Source organism: Geodermatophilus sp. SYSU D01036 (assembly GCF_054050435.1).
On sequence record NZ_JBJGZJ010000002.1, the window covers coordinates 35400 to 56333 of the forward strand.

Here is a 20934-nt window from a genome sequence, read left to right on the forward strand (position 1 = left end):
GAAGGGGGACCGGCGACTCAGCTCCCGGGCGCCGCGGTCTCCGGGCGGCGGCCGGGGGCGGCGTCGCGGACCAGCCGGCGGGCGGCGTCGACCTCGCGGGCGACCGGGGCGAGCACGCCGTCGGCGTGGATCTCGGCGTCGTCGGGCACCCGGTGCGCGCGGACGTCGTCCTCGAGCTCGCGCAGCGCCCGCCGCAGCACCGCCACCTGCGCCGGGTCGGGGTCCGGCTCCCCGCCGCTGACGGCGATGACCGCCTCGGTGACGGCGTCGGCGGTCCGCTCCAGCTGCACGATGACCGGCCACCAGGCCGCGGCGCGGGTGCTGATCGGCGGCGGCTCGGCCAGCCGGCGCTGCAGCTGCGTGTGCAGCTCGGTGAGCGCCCGGTAGGTCGCGCGGCGGGCGCGGCGGCGCGCGACCGGGTCCGCGCCGAACGCGGCGCCGACGAAGGCGTCCAGCGCCAGCGTGGCCGCGCGCAGGGCGTCCTCCAGCGGCGCCCGCCAGGTCTGCGGCCACAGCAGGTAGCCCGCGACCAGCACGATCGCGCAGCCGATGAGGGTGTCCACCAGCCGGGCGCCGACCAGCTCCGGCCCGCCGGGGACGGCGAGGTCGAGCAGCAGGATGATCACCGGGGTCTGGAACACCGAGAACAGGCCGAAGTTGGCGCCGCGCGCCCACGGCAGCAGTCCCGCGGCGACGGCCATGGCGACCACCACCCAGCCGTCGCGGGGCAGCACCGACAGCAGCAGCGAGCCGATCAGGACGCCGAGCAGCGTGCCCGCGCCGCGCTGCACCGCCCGGGTGAACACCGACCCATAGTCGGGCTTGAGCACGATCGCCACGGTCAGCAGCACCCAGTAGGGCCGCTCGATGGGCAGCAGCTGGCGGGCGACCTCCGCGATGGTCATGCACAGCGTGAGCCGGACGGCGAACTCGCGGGTGTCGGTGCTGCCGAGGGTGCGGTCGGCCAGGTCGCGCAGCCGCTCCCGCCAGGACGGCCGGGGCGGGGTGACGGCGGCGCCCGCGCGCTCCTCGGGGTCGCCGACGACGGCCCAGGCCAGCCGCACCCCGTGGCGCACCGCGCGGCGGACGGCGGGCCCGTCGTCGAGGGCGGGCGGGCGCTCGGCGGGCAGCTCGCGGCTGCCGGAGACGGCGGCGGCGAGGGCGTGCACCGCGGTCACGTCGTGCGGGTCGGCGTGCACCCCGGTGCGGGCGGCGGCCACCGCGGCCTCCACCAGCGGGGCGGCGGCGTTGAGGACCCCGGCCAGCTCCGACAGCTGCCGGTTGCGCCCGGCGGCGAGGCTGCGGGTGCGGATCACCCGGTCGTAGGCGGCGTTGAGCGCGGTGGTCAGCTCCCGGCGGGCGTCGTCGGTGCCCTCGGTGCCCACGGCGGTGAGCAGGCCGGCGATCCGGGTGAACACCGCGGCGACGGCGCTGCGGTCGGGGTCGCTCGGCTCGGTGGCGGCCTGCACCAGCGTGGCCAGCGTCGCCCAGGCCGCGCCGGCGGCGAAGAACGCCACCTCGGCCGCCGCGGGCAGCGGCGTCACCAGCCCCGACGCCAGCGCGGTGTAGACCAGCAGCTGCAGCGCGCCCAGCGACATCGCCGAGTTGACGGCACTGATCACCGCCGCGGCCACCGACAGCACCGCCACGACCACCACCGGCAGCACGCCGCCGCCGCCGGCGAACTGCCCGGCGACCAGGCCGACCGCGCCGAGGCCCACCGCGGCGGCGGTGCGGCGCAGCCGGTCGCGCAGCGGGCCGCCCTGCGGGGCGAGGGTGGCCGCGAGCGCCCCGGTGGTGGCGAAGACGCCGGCGCCGAGCGCCGTCCCCCCGCCGACGGCGAGGGCCACCGCCAGCGGCGCGGGCACGACGACGGCGAACCGGACGACGTCGCGCCACGGCACCGGTGGGGGAGTGGTGCGGAGCAGCTCCTCGAGCCACGCGGGTGCGCGCAGCGACCTGTCCGCCACGCTCTGGAGCCTGCCACCCGCGGTCGCCGCGGGCGGGACGGCGCTCGGCTAGCGTCGGCGCCCGTGACCGCCACCCTGGGCGAGGTCGTCGCCGCGCTGGAGGCCCGCTACGACCCGGCGCTCGCGGAGGACTGGGATGCCGTCGGCCTGGTCTGCGGGGACCCCGCCGAGCCGGTGGAGCGCGTGCTGGTCGCCGTCGACCCGGTGGCCGCCGTCGTCGACGAGGCGCTCGAGCTCCGGGCCGGGCTGCTGGTCACCCACCACCCGCTGTTCCTCACCCCCGTGCACGGCGTCCCCGCCGACGACCCGAAGGGGCGGCTGGTGCACCGGCTGGTCCGCGCCGGCTGCGGGCTGTTCGTCGCGCACACCAACGCCGACCGCGCCCCCGACGCCGGCGTGAACGACGCGCTGGCCACCGCCCTCGGGCTGACCGGCACCCGCCCGCTGCAGCCGGCGGCGCCCGGCTCCCGCGCCGGGCTCGGCCGGGTGGGGGAGCTGCCACGGCCGACGACGCTGGCCGGCTTCGCCGCGCACGCCGCGGCGGTCCTGCCGGAGACCGCGGGCGGGGTCCGCGCGGCCGGGGACCCGGACCGGCCGGTGCGCACCGTCGCCGTCTGCGGGGGCAGCGGCGGCTCGCTGCTGCCCGAGGCGACGGCGGCCGGCGCCGACGTCCTGCTCACCAGCGACCTCCGGCACCACCCGGTGTCCGAGTCCGGGGAGCGGCCGGGCCCCGCTCTGTGTGACGTGGCACACTTCGCGTCCGAGTGGCCCTGGGTCCCCGTGGTCGCCGACGTGCTGGCCACGGACCTGTCCGGCAGGGTCGAGGCGGTCGCCTCCCGGCGCCGCACCGACCCGTGGACGGTGCACCGGGGCCGGTCGGCTGGAGGGGACCCGGCCCGCGCGGCCGGCTGAGACCGGGAGGGCGCCGTGGCCACCGCCGAACGACCGCCGACGGGGGGTGCGGCCCCCCGGAGGAGCGACCGCAGCCCCTGGAACTGGCTGCTGCTGGTGCCGATCGTGGTGCCGCTGATCGTGCCGTTCTACAACCGCGTCGAGCCGACCCTGTTCGGCTGGCCGTTCTTCTACTGGGTGCAGCTGCTGTTCGTCGGGCTGGGCGTGCTGACCACCGTGGTCGTCTACCGGGCGACCCGGCGCAGCCCCGCGGAGCAGGCCGCCGCCCGCGCCGCCATCGAGCGGGATCGGGAGCGCTGAGCCGTGGACGGGGTCAACGTCGTCGAGCTGACCATCGTGATCGTCCTGTTCCTGGTCGTCACGGTCATGGGGTTCGTCGCGTCGCGCTGGCGGCGGGCGGAGAGCCTCATGCACCTGGACGAGTGGGGGCTGGGCGGGCGCAGCTTCGGCACCTGGATCACCTGGTTCCTGCTCGGCGGTGACCTCTACACCGCCTACACGTTCGTCGCCGTCCCCGCGCTGATGTTCGGCGCGGGCGCGGCCGGGTTCTTCGCCGTCCCGTACACGGTCGTGATCTACCCGCTGGTGTTCCTGGTCGTCATCCGGCTGTGGTCGGTCAGCCACGTGCGCGGGTTCGTGACGCCGGCGGACTTCGTGCGCGCCCGGTTCGACTCCCCGACGATGGCGCTGCTGGTGGCCCTCACCGGGATCGTCGCGACGATGCCCTACATCGCCCTCCAGCTGGTCGGCATCGAGGCGATCCTCAAGGCGATGGGCGTGGAGGGCGAGCTCCCGCTGATCGTCGCGTTCGTGATCCTCGCGCTCTACACCTACAACTCGGGGCTGCGGGCGCCGGCGCTCATCGCGTTCGTCAAGGACACCCTCATCTACCTGACGATCATCGTCGCGGTGATCGTCATCCCGACGAAGCTCGGCGGCTGGGACGTGATCTTCGGCGCCGCGGAGGAGAAGTTCTCCGCCGGCACCGGCGCCGGAGTGCTGCTGCCGGCCTCCGGGCAGCTCGGCTACGCCACTCTGGCCCTGGGTTCGGCGCTGGCACTGTTCCTCTACCCGCACTCGATCACCGGCGTCCTCGCGGCCAGCAACCGCGACGTGCTCAAGCGCAACATGAGCGCGCTGCCGGTCTACAGCCTGGCGCTCGGCCTCATCGCGCTGCTCGGCTTCATGGCGATCGCGGCCGGCGTGACGCCGATCGGCGAGGACGGCAACACGATCGTCCCGGTGCTGTTCCAGGAGATGTTCCCGAGCTGGTTCGCCGGGATCGCCTTCGCCGCGATCGGCATCGGCGCGCTGGTGCCGGCGGCGATCATGTCCATCGCCGCGGCGAACCTGTTCACGCGCAACATCTACAAGGAGTTCCTCCGGAAGGACGCCACGCCGCGGCAGGAGGCGCAGGTCGCCAAGGTGACCTCGCTGGTGGTCAAGGTCGGCGCGGTCGCGGCGATCCTGTTCATCGACCCGCAGTTCTCCATCGACCTGCAGCTCATCGGCGGGGTGATCATCCTGCAGACGCTGCCGGCGGTCGCGCTCGGTCTCTACACCCGGTGGCTGCACCGCGGGGCGCTCGTCGCGGGCTGGGTCGCCGGCATGGCCGCGGGCCTGCTCATGCTCTACAACGTCCCGCGGCTCGCGCCGGACGGGACGGTCCTGCGCGAGCACTTCGGCGGGTCGTCGTTCGCGCTGTCCAAGCTCGGCCTGGACACGCAGTCCAGCGTCTACGCGGGCTTCCTCGCGCTGCTGGTCAACCTCGTCGTCACGGTGCTGGTGACGATGGCGCTGCGCGCCGCCAAGGTGGACGACGGCGTCGACGGGACGGCGGAGAGCGACTACACCGCCGAGCGGGAGGACCCCACCTTCCGCGACCTGCCCGACCCGCTGGAGTCCGCGCCGCCCGGCACGGCCCGCGGCGCGACGGGGGAGGCGACGGGCCGCAGGTAGGTTGAGCGGGTGAAGGCCGACCACTTCGAGCAGCAGAAGCTGCTGGCCCTGGCCGACGAGGACGTCGCGCTCACCCAGCTCGCCCACCGGAAGCGCACGCTGCCGGAGGTCGCGGCGGTCGAGGCCGCCGCGGAGTCCGAGCGCACCTTCGCCGAGGCGGAGGTCCGCGCGGAGACCGAGGTGCGCGACCTCGACCGGGAGCAGAAGCGGCTCGAGGCCGACGTCGACACCGTCCGGCAGCGGGCCGACCGCGACCGGTCGCGGATCGACTCCGGGGCGGCGACGCCGAAGGAGATCACCTCGCTGCAGTCGGAGCTGCAGTCGCTCGCGCGGCGGCAGTCCGACCTCGAGGACCAGGTGCTCGAGCTCATGGAGCGCCGGGAGACCGCCGACGCCGCCCTCGCCGACGCGCAGTCCGGCCGCGCCTCCGCCGTCGCCGACCGGGAGCGGGCCGAGCAGCTGCGCGACGACGCCCTCGCCGACATCGCCGACTCCACCGCCCGGCACGAGGCGAAGCGCGCGGAGATCGCCGCCGGCATCTCCGCCCCGCTGCTGACGCTCTACGACCGGATCCGCACCCAGACCGGCACCACCGGCGCGGCGATGCTCAAGGCCCGGCAGTGCCAGGGCTGCCGGATCGAGCTGTTCGGCAAGGAGCTCGCGGCCGTCCGCAACGCCGACCCCCACGAGGTGGTCCGCTGCGAGAACTGCGGCCGGATCCTCGTGCGCACCGCCGAGTCGGGCCTGTGACCCGGTTCATCGTCGAGGCCGACGGCGGCTCGCGGGGCAACCCCGGCCCCGCCGGCTACGGCGCGCTGGTCCGCGACGCCGCCACCGGGCGGGTGCTCGCCGAGCGCGCGGCGTCGGTCGGCCGGGCGACGAACAACGTCGCCGAGTACGGAGGGCTGGTCGCCGGGCTGCAGGCCGCCCTCGACCTCGACGCGAGCGCCGACGTCGAGGTGCGGATGGACTCCAAGCTCGTCGTCGAGCAGATGTCCGGGCGCTGGAAGATCAAGCACCCGGACATGCAGAAGCTCGCCGTCCAGGCCCGCGACATCGCCCGGCAGCTGGGCAGCGTCCGCTACACCTGGGTGCCGCGCGCGCAGAACGGCGCCGCCGACGCGCTCGCCAACAGCGCGATGGACGGCCGGCCGGTGCACCGCGACGCCGCCGCCGAGCCGACCGTGGTGGAGGACGACGTCCAGCCGGCCGCCGAGCCCGCGCCCGTCGTCACCACGGTCACGCACCTGCTGCGCCACGGCCGCACCGAGCACACCCCCGAGCGCCGGTACAGCGGCCGCAACGACCTCCCGCTGTCGGCCACGGGGCGGGCGGAGGCCGAGGCGGCCGCCGTCCGGGCGAAGGAGCTGGGCATCGAGGTCGTCGTCGCCTCGCCGCTGCGCCGCACCCGGGAGACCGCGGAGGCCGTCGCCGGCGTGCTGGGCCTGCCGGTGGAGCTCGACGAGGACCTGGTCGAGCTCGACTTCGGCGACCTCGAGGGGCTCACCGCCACCGAGGCGCAGCAGCGGCACCCGCTGGCCGCCCGCCGGTTCACGGCCGACGTGACGGTGGCCGCGCCGGGTGGTGAGTCGGTGGCCGACGTGAGCCGCCGCGTGGCCCGCGCCCGGAAGCGGCTGCTGGAGCGGTACGCCGGGAGGACGGTGCTCGTGGTCAGCCACGTGACGCCGATCAAGCTGCTGCTGGCCGCGGGCCTCGGCGCCGGCGACGAGGTGGTGCACCGGGTGTTCCTCGAGGCGGCGTCGCTGTCGACGGTCGCGTGGAGCTCCGACGGCCGCACCTCGGTCCGCCTGGTGAACGACACCGCCCACCTGCGGTAGGACCGCGGTACTCAACCGATGAGTTGACGAGCGCCCGCCGGTCCCCTCCTGCAGGCGGCTCCACCCCGGAGCCGGAGCGAGGAGGTGCCCCATGGGGCGGGTGGTGCTGTTCGCGGCGGTGTCGCTGGACGGGTACGTCGGGCGGGACGACGACATGCCCGGGCCGCTGTTCGACTGGTACGGCAACGGCGACGTCGAGATGACCTTCAGCGACCCGGACCGGCCCTTCCGCGTGACGGCGGAGACGGCGGAGTTCCTCACCGGCATGGCCACCCGGGTGGGCGTCATGGTGTGCGGGCGCCGGCTGTTCGACATCACCGCCGGCTGGGGCGGCGTGCCCCCGAACGGCGAGCACGTCGTCGTGGTCACCCACCGGCCGGCCGACGACTGGCCGCACCGGGACACCGCGCCGTTCACCTTCGCGCCGGACGTGCCGACCGCCGTCGGGCGGGCGAGGGGGCTCGCCGGCGACCGGGACGTCACGGTGAGCGCCGGGGACGTCGGCGGGCAGGCGCTGCGCGCGGGCCTGGTCGACCGGGTGGTGCTGGCGCTGGTCCCGGTGGTCCTGGGCTCGGGCCGGCCGTACTTCGGCGCCGGCGGCCCGCCGGAGATCCAGTTCGAGGACCCCGTGGTCGTGCAGGGCAGGCGGGTGACCCACCTGGTCTACGACGTGCGCCGCTGACGTCGCCGGGACGGGAAGCGGGCAGGGCGGCCCGGTGTTGTACCGGACACCCCGCCGTCGCCCGCCGCGGCGCTCCGGGGACGATGAGCCCCCCGCACTCCGAGGAGCCCCGTGACCGCGACCATCGCGCCCGCCACCCCCACCGTCGCCGGCGACGAGCGCACCCTGTCGCCCGCCGAGTACGAGAGCTGGGCGGCGGAGGTCCGCCGGCTCGCCGACGAGCGCGGTGCGGTGGTGCTCGCGCACAACTACCAGGTGCCCGAGATCCAGGACGTCGCCCACTTCACCGGCGACTCCCTCTACCTGTCACGGGTCGCGGCGCAGACCGACGCCCGCGAGATCGTCTTCTGCGGCGTCCACTTCATGGCCGAGACGGCGAAGATCCTCTCGCCGGACAAGACGGTGCTGCTGCCCGACCACGCCGCCGGCTGCTCGCTGGCCGACTCGATCACCGCCGAGCAGCTGCGCGAGTGGAAGGCCCAGCACCCCGGCGCCGTCGTCGTCAGCTACGTGAACACCACCGCGGCGGTGAAGGCGGAGACCGACATCTGCTGCACGTCGTCGAACGCCGCCGACGTCATCCGGTCCATCCCCGAGGACCGGGAGATCCTGTTCTGCCCCGACCAGTTCCTCGGCGCGCACGTCAAGCGCGTGACCGGGCGCCAGGGCATCCACGTGTGGGCGGGGGAGTGCCACGTGCACGCCGGCATCAGCCCGGCCGACGTCCGGGCGCAGGTGGCCGCGCACCCGGACGCCGAGATCCTCGTGCACCCCGAGTGCGGCTGCACCACCTCGGTGCTCGACCTGGTCAGCCACGGCGACCTGCCCGCCGACCGCACCCGCGTGCTGTCCACCGGCGGCATGGTCGAGGCCGCGGCGCGGACCTCGTCGGGCCAGGTGCTCGTCGCCACCGAGGTCGGCATCCTGCACCAGCTGCGGGCGCTCAACAGCGGGACGGCGTTCATCCCGATGAACAGCCGCGCGGCCTGCCGCTACATGAAGATGATCACCCCGGCGAAGCTGCTGCACACGCTGCGCACCGGCGAGGGCGCCGTCGACGTCGACCCGGAGACCGCCGCCCGCGCCCGCCGCGCCGTCGAGGCGATGATCGCCATCGGCGAGCCCGGCCGCGGCGGGGAGTGAGCGTCAGATCCTGGTGAACAGGTAGACCGACACCGCGACGCCGAAGACGACGATCAGCACCCGCAGCGGCGTCGCGGGGATGCGGCTGGCCACCCGCGCGCCGAGGAACCCGCCGACCAGGCTGGCCGGCGCCGCGACGGCGACCACCTGCCAGTCCACCGGCCCGAAGACGCCGAACACGACCAGCGTGACCGTCGCCGTCACCGCGGAGAGCGCCGACTTCAGCGCGTTGGCCAGCGGCAGCCGGTGCAGCGCCGTCCCCAGCACCCCGACGAGGATGACGCCGAGCGCGCCGCCGAAGTAGCCGCCGTAGACGGTGGCGAGGAACAGCGCGAGGTAGAGCCACCAGGGGTCGCGGACGGCGCCGTCGTCGCGGTCGCGCAGCCGGCGGGTGAGCAGCGGCTGCACCGCGAGCAGCAGGCTGGCCAGCAGCACGAGCACCGGCACGACGACGTCGAAGGCCTCGCTCGGCGTGGTCAGCAGCAGCACGCTGCCCGTGACCCCGCCGAGCGCCGAGACCGCGCCGAGGCGCACCAGCCGGCCGCGCTGGCCGGCGTACTCGCGGCGGAACCCGACCATCCCGCCGAGGTAGCCGGGCCACTGCGCCACCGAGTTGGTGACGTTGGCCGCCACGGTGCCCAGGCCCAGCCCGACCAGGGTGGGGAAGAGGATCAGCGACCCGCCGCCGGCGATCGAGTTGACCGCCCCCGCGCCGAGCGCCACCGCGGCCGCGATCAGGAGGTCAGCGGCCGTCACGGGGTGCCAGCCTACGGTCGGTGCATGCGACCCCCCGCCCCGGCGACCTGGCTGGCCGCCGCCCTCGGCGGCTCCGGCGTGCTGCACCTGGTGCGGCCGCGGACCTACGAGTGGCTGGTGCCGCCCGAACTCGGCGACGCCCGCGGCTGGGTGCTCGGCAGCGGGGTCGCCGAGGTCGGCACCGCGGCGCTGCTGGCCGCGCCGGCGAGCCGCCGGGCCGGCGGGTGGGCCGCGGCCGCGCTGCTGGCGTCGTTCGTGCCGGCCCACCTGCACCACCTCCGGGTGGCGCGCGGGCGGCCGGCGCTGCTGGCCGCGGCGGTGGTCCGGCTGCCGCTGCAGGCGCCGATGATCGCCGCGGCGCTGCGGGTGGCCCGGGGGCGCTGAGGCGGCAGCGGCCCCGGGTGGGGACGCCGTCGGGCCGGGGCGGCCGGGCGCCGTCCACCCGGCCGTCACGGGACCGCCGCGGCGCGCTGACCCCGGGCAGACTGCCGGCATGGCGGAGGGGTTCCCCGAGGACTGGCAGCGCGCCCTGGTCGTCGTCGCGCACCCCGACGACGTGGAGTACGGCTGCGCGGCCGCCGTCGCGGCGTGGACGGCGGCCGGGCGCGACGTCCGGTACGTGATGGCCACCAGCGGCGAGGCCGGCATCGCCGGGCTGCCGCCGGAGGCCGCCGGGCCGCTGCGCGAGCGCGAGCAGCGGGCCGCGGCGGCGGTGGTCGGCGTGTCGGTGGTCGAGTTCCTCGGCCACCCCGACGGGCGGCTGACCGAGGGGCTGGACCTGCGGCGGGCGATCGCGGCGGCGATCCGGCGCCACCGCCCCGACCTCGTGGTGACGCTGCACTTCGGCGACACGTGGACGCCGCCGGGCGCCGCGCTCGGCTCCTGGAACAGCGCCGACCACCGGGTGCTGGGCCGGGCGGTGGTGGACGCCGTCGGCGACGCGGCCAACGAGTGGGTCTTCGCCGAGCTCGCCGACCCCGAGCCTTGGCGCGGGGTGCACTGGACCGCCGTCTCGACGCCGGTGGGGGTCACGCACACCGTCGACGTGACCGACGTCGTCGACCGGGCGGTGGCCTCGCTGGCCGAGCACCGCCGCTACCTGGAGGCGCTGTCGGCCGAGCCGGTCGAGGAACAGGCACGGCGACAGGTCGACGTGATGACCCCCGACGTCGACGGCCGGCGGGTGAGCGGCTTCGTCCTGTACGCCGGCTGACGGGGACGCGGCCCCGGGGGATCCCCGGGGCCGCGTCCGGGCCGGTCAGGGGTTGAAGCTCACGTGGACGTGGTCCATGTGGTTGGCGGTGGGCGACCCGCGGTCGGCCATGCCCCGCCAGCCCGAGCTGCCGATCACGAAGATCCGCTGCTTCCAGATGACGTAGTCGACGTGGAGGCGCGCGGCGTTGTCGATGACGTACTGGGCGACGGCGTTCCCCTTGCCGGAGTCGGCGTAGACCATGAAGTCCGCGGCGAGCTGCTGGGTGGGGGAGTGCCCGGGCCGGGTGAGCACCGTGGACACCCCGAACCGCTGCGCGACCTCGGCGACGACCGGGCGGACGTGCGCCGCCCAGGCGCTGTAGGAGGTCGAGGTGGCGGTCGGCTTGCCGCTGAGGTTCGTGGACACCGCCGCCGCGGCGGCGGGGGCGGCGGCCGGTGCGGCCGCGGGGGCCGCGGCCGGGGCCCGGTCCTGGGACCAGCCGCCCGACCAGTCCCCGCGGGGACCGTCCCAGTCGGCCTGGGCCGCCGACTGCCCGGAGAGCCCGAAGGCGACGGCGAGGGCGCCGGCGGTGAGGGTGCGGCGGATCGTGCGCTTGCTGTTCGAGGGCATGGCGAGGAGAGCTCCTGACGTCGGTTCCGCGTGGCGCCGTCCGTGGCTGGACGGTCACCCGTCGCGTGAGGGGACCTGCGGGACGGGCCGGCGCACGGCCGGGCGGCGGGCGGCTGCTGGAGCGCAGGCCGTCGCGGAGGTGGCCGGGGCCGGGTCCGTCGTGCACGGCGACCGGCGGGTCTGGACGGGTCGCGGCGCGCGTCGCAGGGTGTGCGGGGGCAGGCCGGGGCAGGCGCCGTCGGCGCACCCCGCGGTGGTTCTCCGTTCTCCCGTGGCCGCCTACCGGGTCAGCTGACGGGTTCGGGCGGGGATGTGCGCCCTACCCCCTCCCGGGTCTCGGGAGGCGGGACTCACCCCGGTGGTGCGGTGGGTCCCCGGCTCGCGGCCACTCGTGGTGACCGCGACTCGGCGGCGTCCGGTGTGGCCCCCCGGACTGGAGGGTGGACGGCCGGACGGAGTCACCGTAGGAGCGTCCGCCCGAGCCCGCAGCGCGGACTCCGGAGTTCCGCTGAGGGCATCCGTAGACTGGTCGGCACGACGGACGAGTCGGCCGGGCGGTCGCGTCGGCGGGGGAGACCCCGCCGCCGAGGAACGTCCGGGCTCCACAGGGCAGGGTGGTCGCTAACGGCGACCCGGGGTGACCCGCGGGACAGTGCCACAGAGAACAGACCGCCAGCAGTGCCTCTCCGGAGACAGGGCTGGTGAGGGTGAAACGGTGGTGTAAGAGACCACCAGCGCACCGGGTGACCGGTGCGGCTCGGTAAACCCCACCCGGAGCAAGGTCGAGAAGGGACGGCGGACGGGCGACCGGAAGCCGTCCTGCGCAGGCGTTCGAGGGCTGCCCGCCCGAGCCTGCGGGTGGACCGCTCGAGCCCGCCGGCAACGGCGGGCCTAGATGGATGACCGCCCATCGGGAGGCCGCGAGGCGCCCGAGGACAGAACCCGGCGTACAGGCCGACTCGTCCCGTCGTCCCCCGCCTGACCTGCTGCTTCAGGTCAGGCGGGGGTCCCCGTTCCTCAGATGTTCCTCAGCCGCAGGAGCCAGCACGGCGTCCACCGCGGCCCGTGTCCGGTCGTCGGAGTCCGGCCACAGGTGGCTGTAGGTGTCGAGGGTCTCGGCGGCGCTCGCGTGGCCGAGCCGGGCCTGGACGGTCTTGATCGACTCGCCGTGCCGGATGAGCAGGCTGGCGTAGAAGTGCCGCAGGCCGTGGAAGGTCACGGTGTCGTCCAGGCCGGCCGCCCGGACGGCCGGGCGCCACACCGTGGCGGAGAAGGCGGTCCGGCGGATCGGGTTGCCGAGGTCGGTCGTGAAGACGAAGCCGTCGCTCGGCCACCGCGCCAGGTGGGCGGCGAGGGCGTCGACGACGACCTGGGGGAGGGGCACCACGCGGACCGAGGCCTGGGTCTTGGGCTGTGCCAGGTAGGGCGGGCGGTCGGGTATGGTGACCAGCTGCCGGTCGACCGTAAGTTGCCGGCGGAGGAAGTCGATCCGTCGACGGTCAGCCTGAGGGCCTCGCCCTGTCGCAGCCCCGTGCCGGCGGCCAGGGTGACCAGCGCCCGGTAGCGCTCAGGGACGGCGTCGGTGAGCGCCTGGACGGCCTCGATGGACAGCGGCTCGATGCGCTGCTTGTGGACCTTGGGCAGGCGAGTCCCGGTGCAGGGTGACGCGATGATGCGGCGGTCCCGGACGGCGGCCTTGAAGACGGCGGACAGGATGCGGTGGACGACGCCGACCGTGCCCGGCGCGAGCGTCTTCGACAGGCGCTTGACGAGGGCCTGCACGTCGCTCGGGAGGACGGCGGACAGCTGCTTGTCGCCGAGGCTCGGGTAGACGTGCCGGCGGAGCATCGTCTCGACGTGGGCGGCCGTGGTTGGCCGGTGCACCTGGGCGGCTCGCCACTGCTCGGCGTACTCGCGGACGGTCTGGCGGCCGGCGCGAGGATCGACGTACTGGCCGGTGACGATGCTGGCGCGGACCTCGTCGAGCCAGCGCTGGGCGTCGACCTTCCGCGTGAAGACGCGGGACCGCTGTGGGCCGCCGGGGGTGGCGCGGTAGCGGGCCTGCCAGGTGCCGTTGGGCCGCCTCGAGATGCTCGCCATGCCGTCCCCTTGCCGAGATTGAGCGGGCGGGATCTCCGGCCGCTGCCCCCGGGCTAGCGCGTGGCCGCACGCATGGGGTCCATGCCAAGGGATCTGTGGACCGGACTGCACCTGTGGACAGGCAGCGGTGCGATCACCGCAGCTGGACCGGAGGCTGGAGCCGTCCGCCCACCCTGCCGACGGCGCTGCCGAAGATCTCCAGTTCCCCTGCAGTGGTGAGGTGCGGTGTCGGTCGGCCCTCGTTGGGCGTCGCTTGGCCGATGGTGACGTCGTGAGCTCCGGGAAGCGCTCGTCGCGAGCCGGTCAGTACGCCGAGCAGCGCTACCGGGAACTGCGCCGTCAGTGGCGTCGGCGCGTACTCGGCCGGCTGCTCCTGATCGTGTCGCCGTTCCTGGGCACGGGTGTGGCGCTGACCGTGTGGACGGAAGGTCAGCTCTACTGGTTCGGCGGCGTGGTGCTTGGCATGGGCCTCGCGCTGTTGGTCATCGCCCTGAAGTCGCCGCCGCAACACATCGAGCGGTGGGGGAGAGGCGCAGAAGGGGAGCGGCGCACCGGTCGGGCGCTCACGCCTCTCCTGCGGTCTGGCTGGCACATGGTGCACGACCTCGACTGGCCTGGAGTTGGCAATGTCGACCATCTGGTGGTCGGGCCCGGCGGGGTCTTCGTGCTCGACAGCAAGGCGTGGAGTGGCGTGGTGAGCGTCGACGACGCCGGAGCCACGGTTACGCCAAGGGACAACCCGGACGCCGCTTGGACCGAGCGTGGCCAGCGGGGGAGGCAAGCGCGTGCCGGCACGGCAGTAGCCCGCGCCCTAGCAGCACGCAGCAGCCTTACAGTCCCTCAGCCCGAGCCTGTGGTCGTGGTCTGGGGAACCTTCCCGCAGCGCGTTGGGTGCGCCGGCGGGGTGACCTACGTCGAGGGGGAGCACCTGGCCGACTGGCTGCGCAGCCGGCCACAGAGGCTGCACCGCGACCAGGTCGCTCAGCTGGCGGCAGCAGCGGACGACGACCTGTTGCAGCTCTTCACTCGTAGCTCATGAGCCAGCTGTAGGGATGCCTCGAACGCTCGCATGTTGAGGCCGCAGTGCCGGCTGCTCCTCCTGGCCGGAGCCGCCGATCCAGCTCGACTAGAGCATGCGAGATCGTGAGGCGACACACCTCATGCACTGTCGGGTCAGCAACTCGTTGGGACGAGTACGCCGAGGGATCGGCGACATGCGGGCGGAGTGTGCTGGCGCCGCGTTATAAGCGAACCTTGCTCGGAGCCGCGTCGGTGAAGCTGAGGTGCAAGGGGTGTGTCGCCCCGAAGTTTTCCAGTCTTGAAGCCGGTTCCGGAGGAAGCACATCTGCAAGCACGTGACGCTAGACGGAGGAGTAGTCGGCGAGTTACGCGGCCGTCCGCGTAGCTGCCGCTATCCGCGCAGTTTAGCGGCTGAGCTGTCCCGAAATTGGCCCGTCATCGCGCGTAGCCGCGGGCAGATCATCCGGGACGGCCAGCCGATGGCTCACGACTTGACCCGCAACACCACCGTTTGGGGTCCTCCGCGGGACGGATCTCTCTGTCAACCGAGCGCAAAGGTACAGAGGCCAAGGTCGTCCTCGCGGTCCTAGGCCCACCCAATTGCTTCCTATCGCGAGTCGCCCGCTACAAGCCTGCGTCACTCAGGAGCTTGGCAACACGGGAGCCGTTCTTGAACACATTGCCTGGATACGCATTTGCCGGAAAGACATCCACCAGAGAGTCCACTAGACCCGCCACGTTGTCCGCGAGATCGTCCATCAAATCGGCCAGGTCGGTGTCTGGGTTAGACAGCTTCTCCCGCCCAAAATTTTTCATGACCAAGTGAGAGATTACGCGCCGTCCGTGCACAGCGATACCAGCCTTCACCCCGTCGGACGCGCTCTCCATGTCGTCAAGCAGCGCGTCGACGGCTGCGGTGATCTGGACTCCGCGGGAGAGGCGCAACGGATCCGTCTGCGGATTGAAGAGCGCCTTGTAGGAGTCCGTAAACAGTCGCGAAACCTCCCTCTTTGCGATGACGCTGTGGTTGACACTAGGAGACGCACAGGCGAGCGCCACCGCAGCCTGCCGTACCTCGATGACTTTGGTCGGATCCTTGGAGCGGGGCACCTCGGCCGAGCGGAGGACGTACTCGTAGCCGAGCACCTGCAGTTCGCGCACGAGCCTGTGTTGCTCAGGGTCGAGGAAGGCAAAGTCCTGACTCGACACCTCGTTCTGCGTGTTGGCATACCGGGTGATCTGGCGACCCAGATCCTCGTCCTCTCGGGGCACTTCGATGCATCGAACGATGACAAAGGCGTTGCCCAAGTTTGGCTCGTGTGTCGTGCCGACCGCGGAGCCCAAGGTCGAAACGGTCTGAGCTCCATTCACGATGCTTGCACCAGTCAGCTTGAAATAGCCGACATCACGGTTGAGCAGGCCGCCAGGGCCGGTTTGAATCGCCTCTGCGAGAATCGTTATACCATTGTTATAGTAGACGAAGCGATCCGGAGAATCGGCGATCGTTTGAAGGATCCCTTCATTGATATCAGAGCGCGGAATGACGACGCGAATGTTCTCGGCAAATAAATCGGAGCCATGGGTTGTGAACCATGCAGCAATCTCGGCTGCACTTACTCGACCATAGAAAACTCGCTGCGGATCTGACGCCTTACCCCAGTCGAGGATCTGAAGGTCAATGTCAACGGATGGCCGCATTTTCTCGGCTATGGAGTTGAAGAGGGCTGCCTGACCGTAGTGGACATGTGTCGCCAAGGGCTCAACATCCTGCAAATCGTTAAGCTGCTCGAGTAGCCCTTCGATCGGTTCCTCAACCTCGGCGGCGAGAGGGTCACTAGCAGTCGTGACAGTCACGAGTCGAATCCGTGCACCGGGAGTCTTGAGGAGGTTTCGGACGGCTGTCTTCGTGGCCTCCGTTGCATGAGCCGGCTCGCCGCTCGCCTTCATGCCAAGAAGAGATCGGACGCCGGTCAGAAACTTCAGGACTCCGGCTAGGTCCATAGATCCGGTGCCGTCCTTGCGCCACTTTGATTGCACAAGGACAACCAGCTTGGCCGCGGGATCAACGCCGATAGCGTCAATGCCTTTGTCCTCACCACCATCAGTGATTTCAACGATTTGAGAGCCGTCTGCGAGTTCGCCCAACACCAAGTGAACTGCGTGCAACGCTAGGATTCGGGACAGATTAGACGCTTCATCGAGGGCGGGTTTCCATTTAGATCTCTCGTAAAGGCTCCGAACGTGAGTCTCGATCTGGCTGACATGGAACTTGCTCATTTGACTCCTTGATCTTTAAGGCAGAGGGGCTAGTTGCCTGGGTTCCGACCTCGCGTCAGGGCTCTCAAGTGCCCAGTAGAGTCAGCGCGGCGGTGGTCCAAGGTCATCGGTCGACGCCGTCGGCGTTGGCTGCCTGCGCGCGAGCAGCTCGAGGAACTTGGACTTTGCCTTGAAGTAGTCGTCAACCATGTTAGTGAAGATGGCGTCGACTTCGAATCCGGATTCGACCGACGTCGTCTTCTCGAACAATCCGAAGAAGTAGCGCTCTCCGGTGCCCACCTTCTCTATGTGCGGCTCGTCGACGTCCGGTAGGCGTTCGGTCGTCACCCTTCCAGACCCAGTGACGTCACCATTCGAGCTGTCGACGGAGAACTCACCCTCGACTTCAGCGCCGTGTCTGTTGTTGACGTATGCCATCGCCAGGTCATGGGCGATCTGGTCGTCGTCGATCATCGGGATGTCCTCCGTGCGAAGGGCAAGCGGCGCATCGGGTCACTTGACAGCGTGCCATGTCCGCGCCCGCGTCCAGCGCACCGAAATGCTGCGTCGCGTCATCTCCCAACGGCCCGGGGAAGGTTGTCAGCTCGTGAGCGTGTGCACTGTCGAGGGGACCCCCTGCGGGTTCGCCGCCCGCGTCCCGTGCGGCAATCCCCGTGTGCATGTCTCGCGCGGCGGTTGACTGGTGCGCATGCAACCCAGCGATCCCCTAGGGGTGCACCGCGCGAGGATCCCCGCTGGGGCAGGGCTGGGTGCCACCCGCTCGTGCAACGTCCAAGTTGACGGCATGCACACCTGCAAGACCTACTGAGGCGTGACGACCTCGCGACCGACCGCAACCCCCATGGACCCGGGTCAGGGGTGGAGTCGCTGTTGGCACTGCGGCCGGGGCACTCAAGGCGGCAAGCACCGCGGCCACTCCGATGATCCAGAGATTCGTGGCTACGTCACCTGGGTGAAGTGCCGCAGTAGCGATCTCAAGAAGTACCAGCTCGCCCTCCCTGACCCCGCGACGCTGACGGACCCAACCGTTGAACACCCACAGATGATCCGGCTTGCCTTTGAGCGAGGCCCCGACTGGCTGGACGACGAAGCCCCCCGTCGATGGGGCGCATCTCTGGTTTGGTGGCAGCCAACGAAGGAGTTCGTCGTTCAGGTCTACGTCGACGGCACCATCGCGATCAGCGAGAGCTTCGGAGTGCGTGCCGAGGCGGACGCCTGGTTCACGGGTCAGGTAGTGCGCTTGCGCCGTGAGGACTCCCGGTTCCGGCCGTCGACGGCGGAGCTAGCAGCGATGCCCTGGAACACCGACGATGACGAGGACCCGCAGCTGCCTGAGTAGTTCGGCTAGGGGAAGCACTGCGACCGCCTCGGCCCGCCGGCGGCTGCCGACGAGCCGGAGGGCTGGACGACGCGCAGCTGCGACTCGTATGCCGCCTGCCATGACCCGTCGGGCGCCTGCTGGCTTCCTTGCTGGTGACGGTCGGCGGTGGGCGCGGCCTCGGCCTGACAGAGCGGGGCTCCGTTTCGTTCGTACGCCTCGCAAGCAGTTGCACAGCCGCTGATCAGCGACCGCCGACGCAGGTGGATTCACTTGGAGCGTTCCTCAATCGTTCCTCAGCAGAAGCAATCACGGGCCATCCTGGCCAGCAGCTGCCAACAACGAGTCCGCAGGTCAATAGGCATATCCGGCATTGACCAACGGTGATCAACATCCCTGGATCCGTCCCCGGCGTACAGGCCGACTCGTCCGTCGCCCCTCGCTGAGCTGCACTCCCCGCGGTCAGCGGGGGCGGCAGTCCGCACCTCGGCCGGGCACGGGGTCGACGGCGACAGGCTCCGCGCAGACATCTCCTGCGCGTCGGTGGTGTGCCCGCTCGCCGCGACAGGGCCCCGGTCCCGGAGCGTCCGGGGCCGCCGAGCGGGTTCGATCAGGCAGACCGCTCCTGGGTCGTCGTCCTCCTCCGGGTACCAGGCCCGTCTGCGGCGCGGTGCTGCGCGACGTCGACCGGGCCCGGCCGGACGGGCCTGACGCCTGACCTGTCAGGCGTCAGTCGCAGTCGAGGGTGGTGTCGTTCACCCGCCACGCGCCCCCCGTCAGATGCCAGCGGACGGTCAGGTCGCAGGTCTGACCAAGGGTGGTGACCTCCGCGCGGCGGAAGTAGTGGGTGACCTGCGTCGTCGAGCTGTTGCGGGCCACGGTCACGCTCTGCAGCCGGTCGTCCTCGGAGGCCCAGATCACCTGGCCGTCCCGGGTCAGGCTCTCGTTCAGGAGCTCGTTCTCCACGTGGACGAGGTTCCCCGACGGGGTGGTGGTGGTGGTGAACACTGCCCTGACCTCGTAGCAGTAGAGGCCGGGCACGTCCTCGTGGTCCTCCATGCAGAAGGACTGCTCGACGACCTGCGCGCCCCCGTCCGGGGCGGGCGGCGCGGCGAGGGCAGGGTGGGCGACGGCGAGCGGCAGGGCGGGGACCGCCAGGCCGGCGAGGATGCGGGGCAGCGTCTTCACAGCAACTCCTCACGATGTCTGAGCCTCTCCACGGCGCGGCGCATCATGTGTCCTCCGGAACGCCGGCGGTCCCGAACGGCGAAGGAGGCTGCTGACCCGCACACCGGACTGCGGTGTTTCGTCACCTGAGGTGCTGGGTCGCCTCTCTCCAGGAGGGTCCGGTCGAGGCGTCGTCCCGTGTCCCCCGGGCGGACCACGACGGGCCCCGCGCCACGAGCGGATCCTGACGAGGCCGTTTCCTAGTTCCCGGCGTCACGCCTGCCCGACGAGCCGACCCTGCGCACCGTCTGGATCGCCGTGCCTTCCGAGCCGGCGGGCTGCGGAGTCCGGACGAGTCCGGCACAGGGGCACGTGCACGTGCTGTCGCGGCGCCGTCACCGTCGCACTGTGGGCCCCGGCCCGGAGACCTCTCCGGCGGAACCCGACCGATGAGTCGCCGCAGCGGCCGGGGTCCCCCTCCCGTGGAGGCGGCCGGACGGGCCGCGGCGACGACCCGGGAGGACCCGTGACGCAGTACCTGCTGTCCATGCCGCACGACTCGGCCGAGGAGCCGACGATGGCGTCGATGGACCCCGCCGAGCTGGAGGCCGCCCTGGCGGCGGCCGGCGCCTTCCTGGAGGAGCTGGCGGCGTCCGGCGCGCTGGTCTTCGCCGGTGGGCTGCACCCGCCGTCGACCGCGGTCACCGTCGACCACACCGGGGACGACCTCGCCCTCACCGACGGGCCGTTCACGCAGGCGCCGGAGTACCTCGGCGGCTTCTGGGTCGTCGAGGCGCCGGACCGGGAGGCGGCCGTCTCCTGGGCCGCGAAGGCGTCCAAGGCGCTCGGCGCACGGATCGAGGTGCGCGCCTTCCAGGAGGTGCCTGCCTAGCGAGCGCCGCCGTATCCCCGGGATCCGGCAGGACCGAGGAGACGGTCCGCGTCCGCCGGCTGGACCTGGTCGACCAGTACCGGCGCTACGTCGACCCGGTCGTCGTCGGCCGGGACCGGGGCGGTCCGGGGTGCCGCCGGTGCCCGCCGCCCCGACCGGGGCCGGAGCTGGACGACGGCCACGGAGACCAGCACCAGGAGGCCACCGGCGAGCTGGACCGGGGTGAGGAACTCGCCCAGGGCGAGCGCGGCCAGCGCGGTGGTCACCACGGGCTCGAACGTCGAGAGGATCGACGCGGTGGACGGTCCGGTCCTCCGCAGGCCGGCGAAGAAGGCGAGCATCGCCACGACGGTGGAGACCACGGCGATGCACCCGACCCACAGCCACCCGGCCGGCCCGAGCCCGAGGTCGACGCCGCCGGTCACCGCGGCGCGGACGGCGAGCGTGCCGGCGGCCCCGGTCATCACCAGCGCCGAGAGCACCACCGGGGGCAGGCGGTGCACCACGGTGTCCGCGACGAGGATGTAGACGGTGTAGGTCACCGCGGCGCCGAAGGCGGCGGCCGCGCCCAGCGGGTCGAACCGCAGCGCGCCGGCGCCGAGGAGGACCAGCAGCGTCCCGGCCGACGCGACGAGCACCGCGCCCGCCCGTGCCGGTGTCAGCCGTTCCCGCCCGAGTGCAGCGGCGGCGAGGGTGACCAGGGCCGGGTAGGTGTAGAGCACCAGCGCCACCAGGGACGCGTCGATCCGCTCGAGCGCGGAGAAGTACAGGCCCGCCTGGGTGGCGTACCCGACCGCGCCCAGCCCGAGACCGGTCAGCACCACCCGGCGGGTGGGTCCGCCGGCCGCCGGTCGCGGCACCGCGGTGGGACGGCCGGACCGCAGCTCGGGCCGCAGCGCGAGGACCACGCCCAGCAGCGCCGCGGCGGACGTGAACCGGAGCAGCAGCAGCGCGTCGGGGGAGACGCCCGCCTCGTAGGCGAGCTTCCCGAACACGCCCATCGCCCCGAAGCACGCCGCGGACACCAGGCACAGAGCGAGACCCACCACCGCAGCGTCGATGGCGGATCCGGTCA

At 72.6% G+C, this 20934-nt stretch carries 20 protein-coding genes, 1 other RNA gene, 1 pseudogene and 1 riboswitch; of the genes and pseudogenes, 13 read left to right on the forward strand and 9 right to left on the reverse strand.

Features of this window, described 5'->3' with window-relative positions; all coding sequences use genetic code 11:
• Positions 1-17: 17 nt before the first annotated feature.
• Positions 18-1970 carry an FUSC family protein gene (locus ACI8AR_RS02580; protein WP_457049587.1) on the reverse strand — a complete coding sequence of 651 codons (1953 nt, stop codon included), beginning with the start codon at positions 1968-1970 and terminating at the stop codon, positions 18-20.
• Positions 1971-2033: 63 nt separating this feature from the next.
• Here ACI8AR_RS02580 and ACI8AR_RS02585 point away from each other — a divergent pair, with 63 nt between their 5' ends.
• The 7 genes from ACI8AR_RS02585 to nadA all read left to right on the forward strand — a co-directional run bounded on the left by ACI8AR_RS02585 (position 2034) and on the right by nadA (position 8504).
• Positions 2034-2882, forward strand: a complete 849-nt coding sequence (locus tag ACI8AR_RS02585; RefSeq protein WP_457049588.1) for a Nif3-like dinuclear metal center hexameric protein — start codon at positions 2034-2036, stop codon at positions 2880-2882.
• Positions 2883-2897: 15 nt separating this feature from the next.
• Positions 2898-3182, forward strand: coding sequence for a DUF3311 domain-containing protein (locus ACI8AR_RS02590; RefSeq protein ID WP_456929568.1), 285 nt, complete (start codon positions 2898-2900; stop codon positions 3180-3182).
• 3 nt (positions 3183-3185) lie between these two features.
• Positions 3186-4841 (forward strand): monocarboxylate uptake permease MctP, encoded by a 1656-nt coding sequence (gene mctP, locus ACI8AR_RS02595; RefSeq protein ID WP_457049589.1) that lies wholly within the window; start codon positions 3186-3188, stop codon positions 4839-4841.
• A gap of 9 nt (positions 4842-4850) precedes the next feature.
• Positions 4851-5591 (forward strand): zinc ribbon domain-containing protein, encoded by a 741-nt coding sequence (locus tag ACI8AR_RS02600; RefSeq protein WP_457049590.1) that lies wholly within the window; start codon positions 4851-4853, stop codon positions 5589-5591.
• Positions 5588-6679: a bifunctional RNase H/acid phosphatase gene (locus ACI8AR_RS02605; RefSeq protein WP_457049591.1), complete on the forward strand. Its 1092-nt coding sequence runs from the start codon at positions 5588-5590 to the stop codon at positions 6677-6679. Before ACI8AR_RS02600 ends, ACI8AR_RS02605 begins: the two co-directional genes overlap by 4 nt.
• 91 nt (positions 6680-6770) lie before the next feature.
• Positions 6771-7361, forward strand: a complete 591-nt coding sequence (locus ACI8AR_RS02610; RefSeq protein WP_457049592.1) for a dihydrofolate reductase family protein — start codon at positions 6771-6773, stop codon at positions 7359-7361.
• Between the two features lie 111 nt (positions 7362-7472).
• Positions 7473-8504 carry a quinolinate synthase NadA gene (gene nadA / locus ACI8AR_RS02615; RefSeq protein WP_457049593.1) on the forward strand — a complete coding sequence of 344 codons (1032 nt, stop codon included), beginning with the start codon at positions 7473-7475 and terminating at the stop codon, positions 8502-8504.
• 3 nt (positions 8505-8507) lie between these two features.
• On the opposite strand, the gene ACI8AR_RS02620 is transcribed toward nadA, so the two are convergent.
• Positions 8508-9260 carry a sulfite exporter TauE/SafE family protein gene (locus tag ACI8AR_RS02620; RefSeq protein ID WP_457049594.1) on the reverse strand — a complete coding sequence of 251 codons (753 nt, stop codon included), beginning with the start codon at positions 9258-9260 and terminating at the stop codon, positions 8508-8510.
• Positions 9261-9284: 24 nt separating this feature from the next.
• Between ACI8AR_RS02620 and ACI8AR_RS02625 the strand changes: the two genes are divergently transcribed.
• Together ACI8AR_RS02625 and ACI8AR_RS02630 are read left to right on the forward strand one after the other, a co-directional pair.
• Positions 9285-9644: a DoxX family protein gene (locus ACI8AR_RS02625; RefSeq protein ID WP_457049595.1), complete on the forward strand. Its 360-nt coding sequence runs from the start codon at positions 9285-9287 to the stop codon at positions 9642-9644.
• Positions 9645-9753: 109 nt separating this feature from the next.
• Complete coding sequence (locus ACI8AR_RS02630) at positions 9754-10473, forward strand: PIG-L deacetylase family protein (RefSeq protein WP_457049596.1); 720 nt, start codon at positions 9754-9756, stop codon at positions 10471-10473.
• Between the two features lie 45 nt (positions 10474-10518).
• Here ACI8AR_RS02630 and ACI8AR_RS02635 read toward each other — a convergent pair whose 3' ends face one another.
• Positions 10519-11085: a hypothetical protein gene (locus tag ACI8AR_RS02635; protein ID WP_457049597.1), complete on the reverse strand. Its 567-nt coding sequence runs from the start codon at positions 11083-11085 to the stop codon at positions 10519-10521.
• Between the two features lie 261 nt (positions 11086-11346).
• Positions 11347-11506: riboswitch (cyclic di-AMP (ydaO/yuaA leader) on the reverse strand.
• 121 nt (positions 11507-11627) lie between these two features.
• On the opposite strand from ACI8AR_RS02635, the gene rnpB reads away from it, so the two are divergent.
• Positions 11628-12051, forward strand: an RNA gene (gene rnpB, locus ACI8AR_RS02640) — RNase P RNA component class A.
• A 25-nt stretch (positions 12052-12076) separates the two neighbouring features.
• On the opposite strand, the gene ACI8AR_RS02645 is transcribed toward rnpB, so the two are convergent.
• Together ACI8AR_RS02645 and ACI8AR_RS02650 are read right to left on the reverse strand one after the other, a co-directional pair.
• Positions 12077-12574 carry a site-specific integrase gene (locus ACI8AR_RS02645; protein ID WP_457049905.1) on the reverse strand — a complete coding sequence of 166 codons (498 nt, stop codon included), beginning with the start codon at positions 12572-12574 and terminating at the stop codon, positions 12077-12079.
• Positions 12575-12750: 176 nt separating this feature from the next.
• Positions 12751-13185 (reverse strand): annotated as a pseudogene (locus tag ACI8AR_RS02650) (phage integrase central domain-containing protein); the annotation flags it as partial.
• A gap of 271 nt (positions 13186-13456) precedes the next feature.
• On the opposite strand from ACI8AR_RS02650, the gene ACI8AR_RS02655 reads away from it, so the two are divergent.
• Positions 13457-14224, forward strand: a complete 768-nt coding sequence (locus ACI8AR_RS02655; RefSeq protein ID WP_457049598.1) for a nuclease-related domain-containing protein — start codon at positions 13457-13459, stop codon at positions 14222-14224.
• Between the two features lie 605 nt (positions 14225-14829).
• Here the strand turns inward: ACI8AR_RS02655 and ACI8AR_RS02660 are convergent.
• Together ACI8AR_RS02660 and ACI8AR_RS02665 are read right to left on the reverse strand one after the other, a co-directional pair.
• Complete coding sequence (locus ACI8AR_RS02660; protein WP_457049599.1) at positions 14830-16482, reverse strand: AIPR family protein; 1653 nt, start codon at positions 16480-16482, stop codon at positions 14830-14832.
• An 81-nt stretch (positions 16483-16563) separates the two neighbouring features.
• A complete protein-coding gene (locus tag ACI8AR_RS02665; RefSeq protein ID WP_457049600.1) occupies positions 16564-16935 on the reverse strand; it encodes a hypothetical protein in 372 nt (123 codons plus the stop codon).
• 499 nt (positions 16936-17434) lie between these two features.
• Here ACI8AR_RS02665 and ACI8AR_RS02670 point away from each other — a divergent pair, with 499 nt between their 5' ends.
• Complete coding sequence (locus ACI8AR_RS02670) at positions 17435-17821, forward strand: hypothetical protein (protein ID WP_457049601.1); 387 nt, start codon at positions 17435-17437, stop codon at positions 17819-17821.
• A 708-nt stretch (positions 17822-18529) separates the two neighbouring features.
• On the opposite strand, the gene ACI8AR_RS02675 is transcribed toward ACI8AR_RS02670, so the two are convergent.
• The gene (locus ACI8AR_RS02675; RefSeq protein ID WP_457049602.1) at positions 18530-18988 is read right to left on the reverse strand and encodes a hypothetical protein; all 459 of its coding nucleotides are present in this window, start codon (positions 18986-18988) and stop codon (positions 18530-18532) included.
• Positions 18989-19493: 505 nt separating this feature from the next.
• On the opposite strand from ACI8AR_RS02675, the gene ACI8AR_RS02680 reads away from it, so the two are divergent.
• Complete coding sequence (locus tag ACI8AR_RS02680) at positions 19494-19859, forward strand: YciI family protein (protein ID WP_457049603.1); 366 nt, start codon at positions 19494-19496, stop codon at positions 19857-19859.
• On the opposite strand, the gene ACI8AR_RS02685 is transcribed toward ACI8AR_RS02680, so the two are convergent.
• Entirely contained in the window at positions 19856-20905 is a 1050-nt protein-coding gene (locus ACI8AR_RS02685; protein ID WP_457049604.1) for a DMT family transporter, read from the reverse strand. The two genes, ACI8AR_RS02680 and ACI8AR_RS02685, sit on opposite strands and share 4 nt — an antisense overlap.
• Between the last annotated feature and the right edge of the window lie 29 nt (positions 20906-20934).

Coding starts and splice junctions, on each gene's coding strand:
- ACI8AR_RS02610 (WP_457049592.1), top strand. CDS start 6,771: ATGGGGCGGGTGGTGCTGTTCGCGGCGGTGTCGCTGGACGGGTACGTC.
- ACI8AR_RS02625 (WP_457049595.1), top strand. CDS start 9,285: ATGCGACCCCCCGCCCCGGCGACCTGGCTGGCCGCCGCCCTCGGCGGC.
- ACI8AR_RS02630 (WP_457049596.1), top strand. CDS start 9,754: ATGGCGGAGGGGTTCCCCGAGGACTGGCAGCGCGCCCTGGTCGTCGTC.
- ACI8AR_RS02635 (WP_457049597.1), bottom strand. CDS start 11,085: ATGCCCTCGAACAGCAAGCGCACGATCCGCCGCACCCTCACCGCCGGC.
- ACI8AR_RS02660 (WP_457049599.1), bottom strand. CDS start 16,482: ATGAGCAAGTTCCATGTCAGCCAGATCGAGACTCACGTTCGGAGCCTT.
- ACI8AR_RS02665 (WP_457049600.1), bottom strand. CDS start 16,935: ATGATCGACGACGACCAGATCGCCCATGACCTGGCGATGGCATACGTC.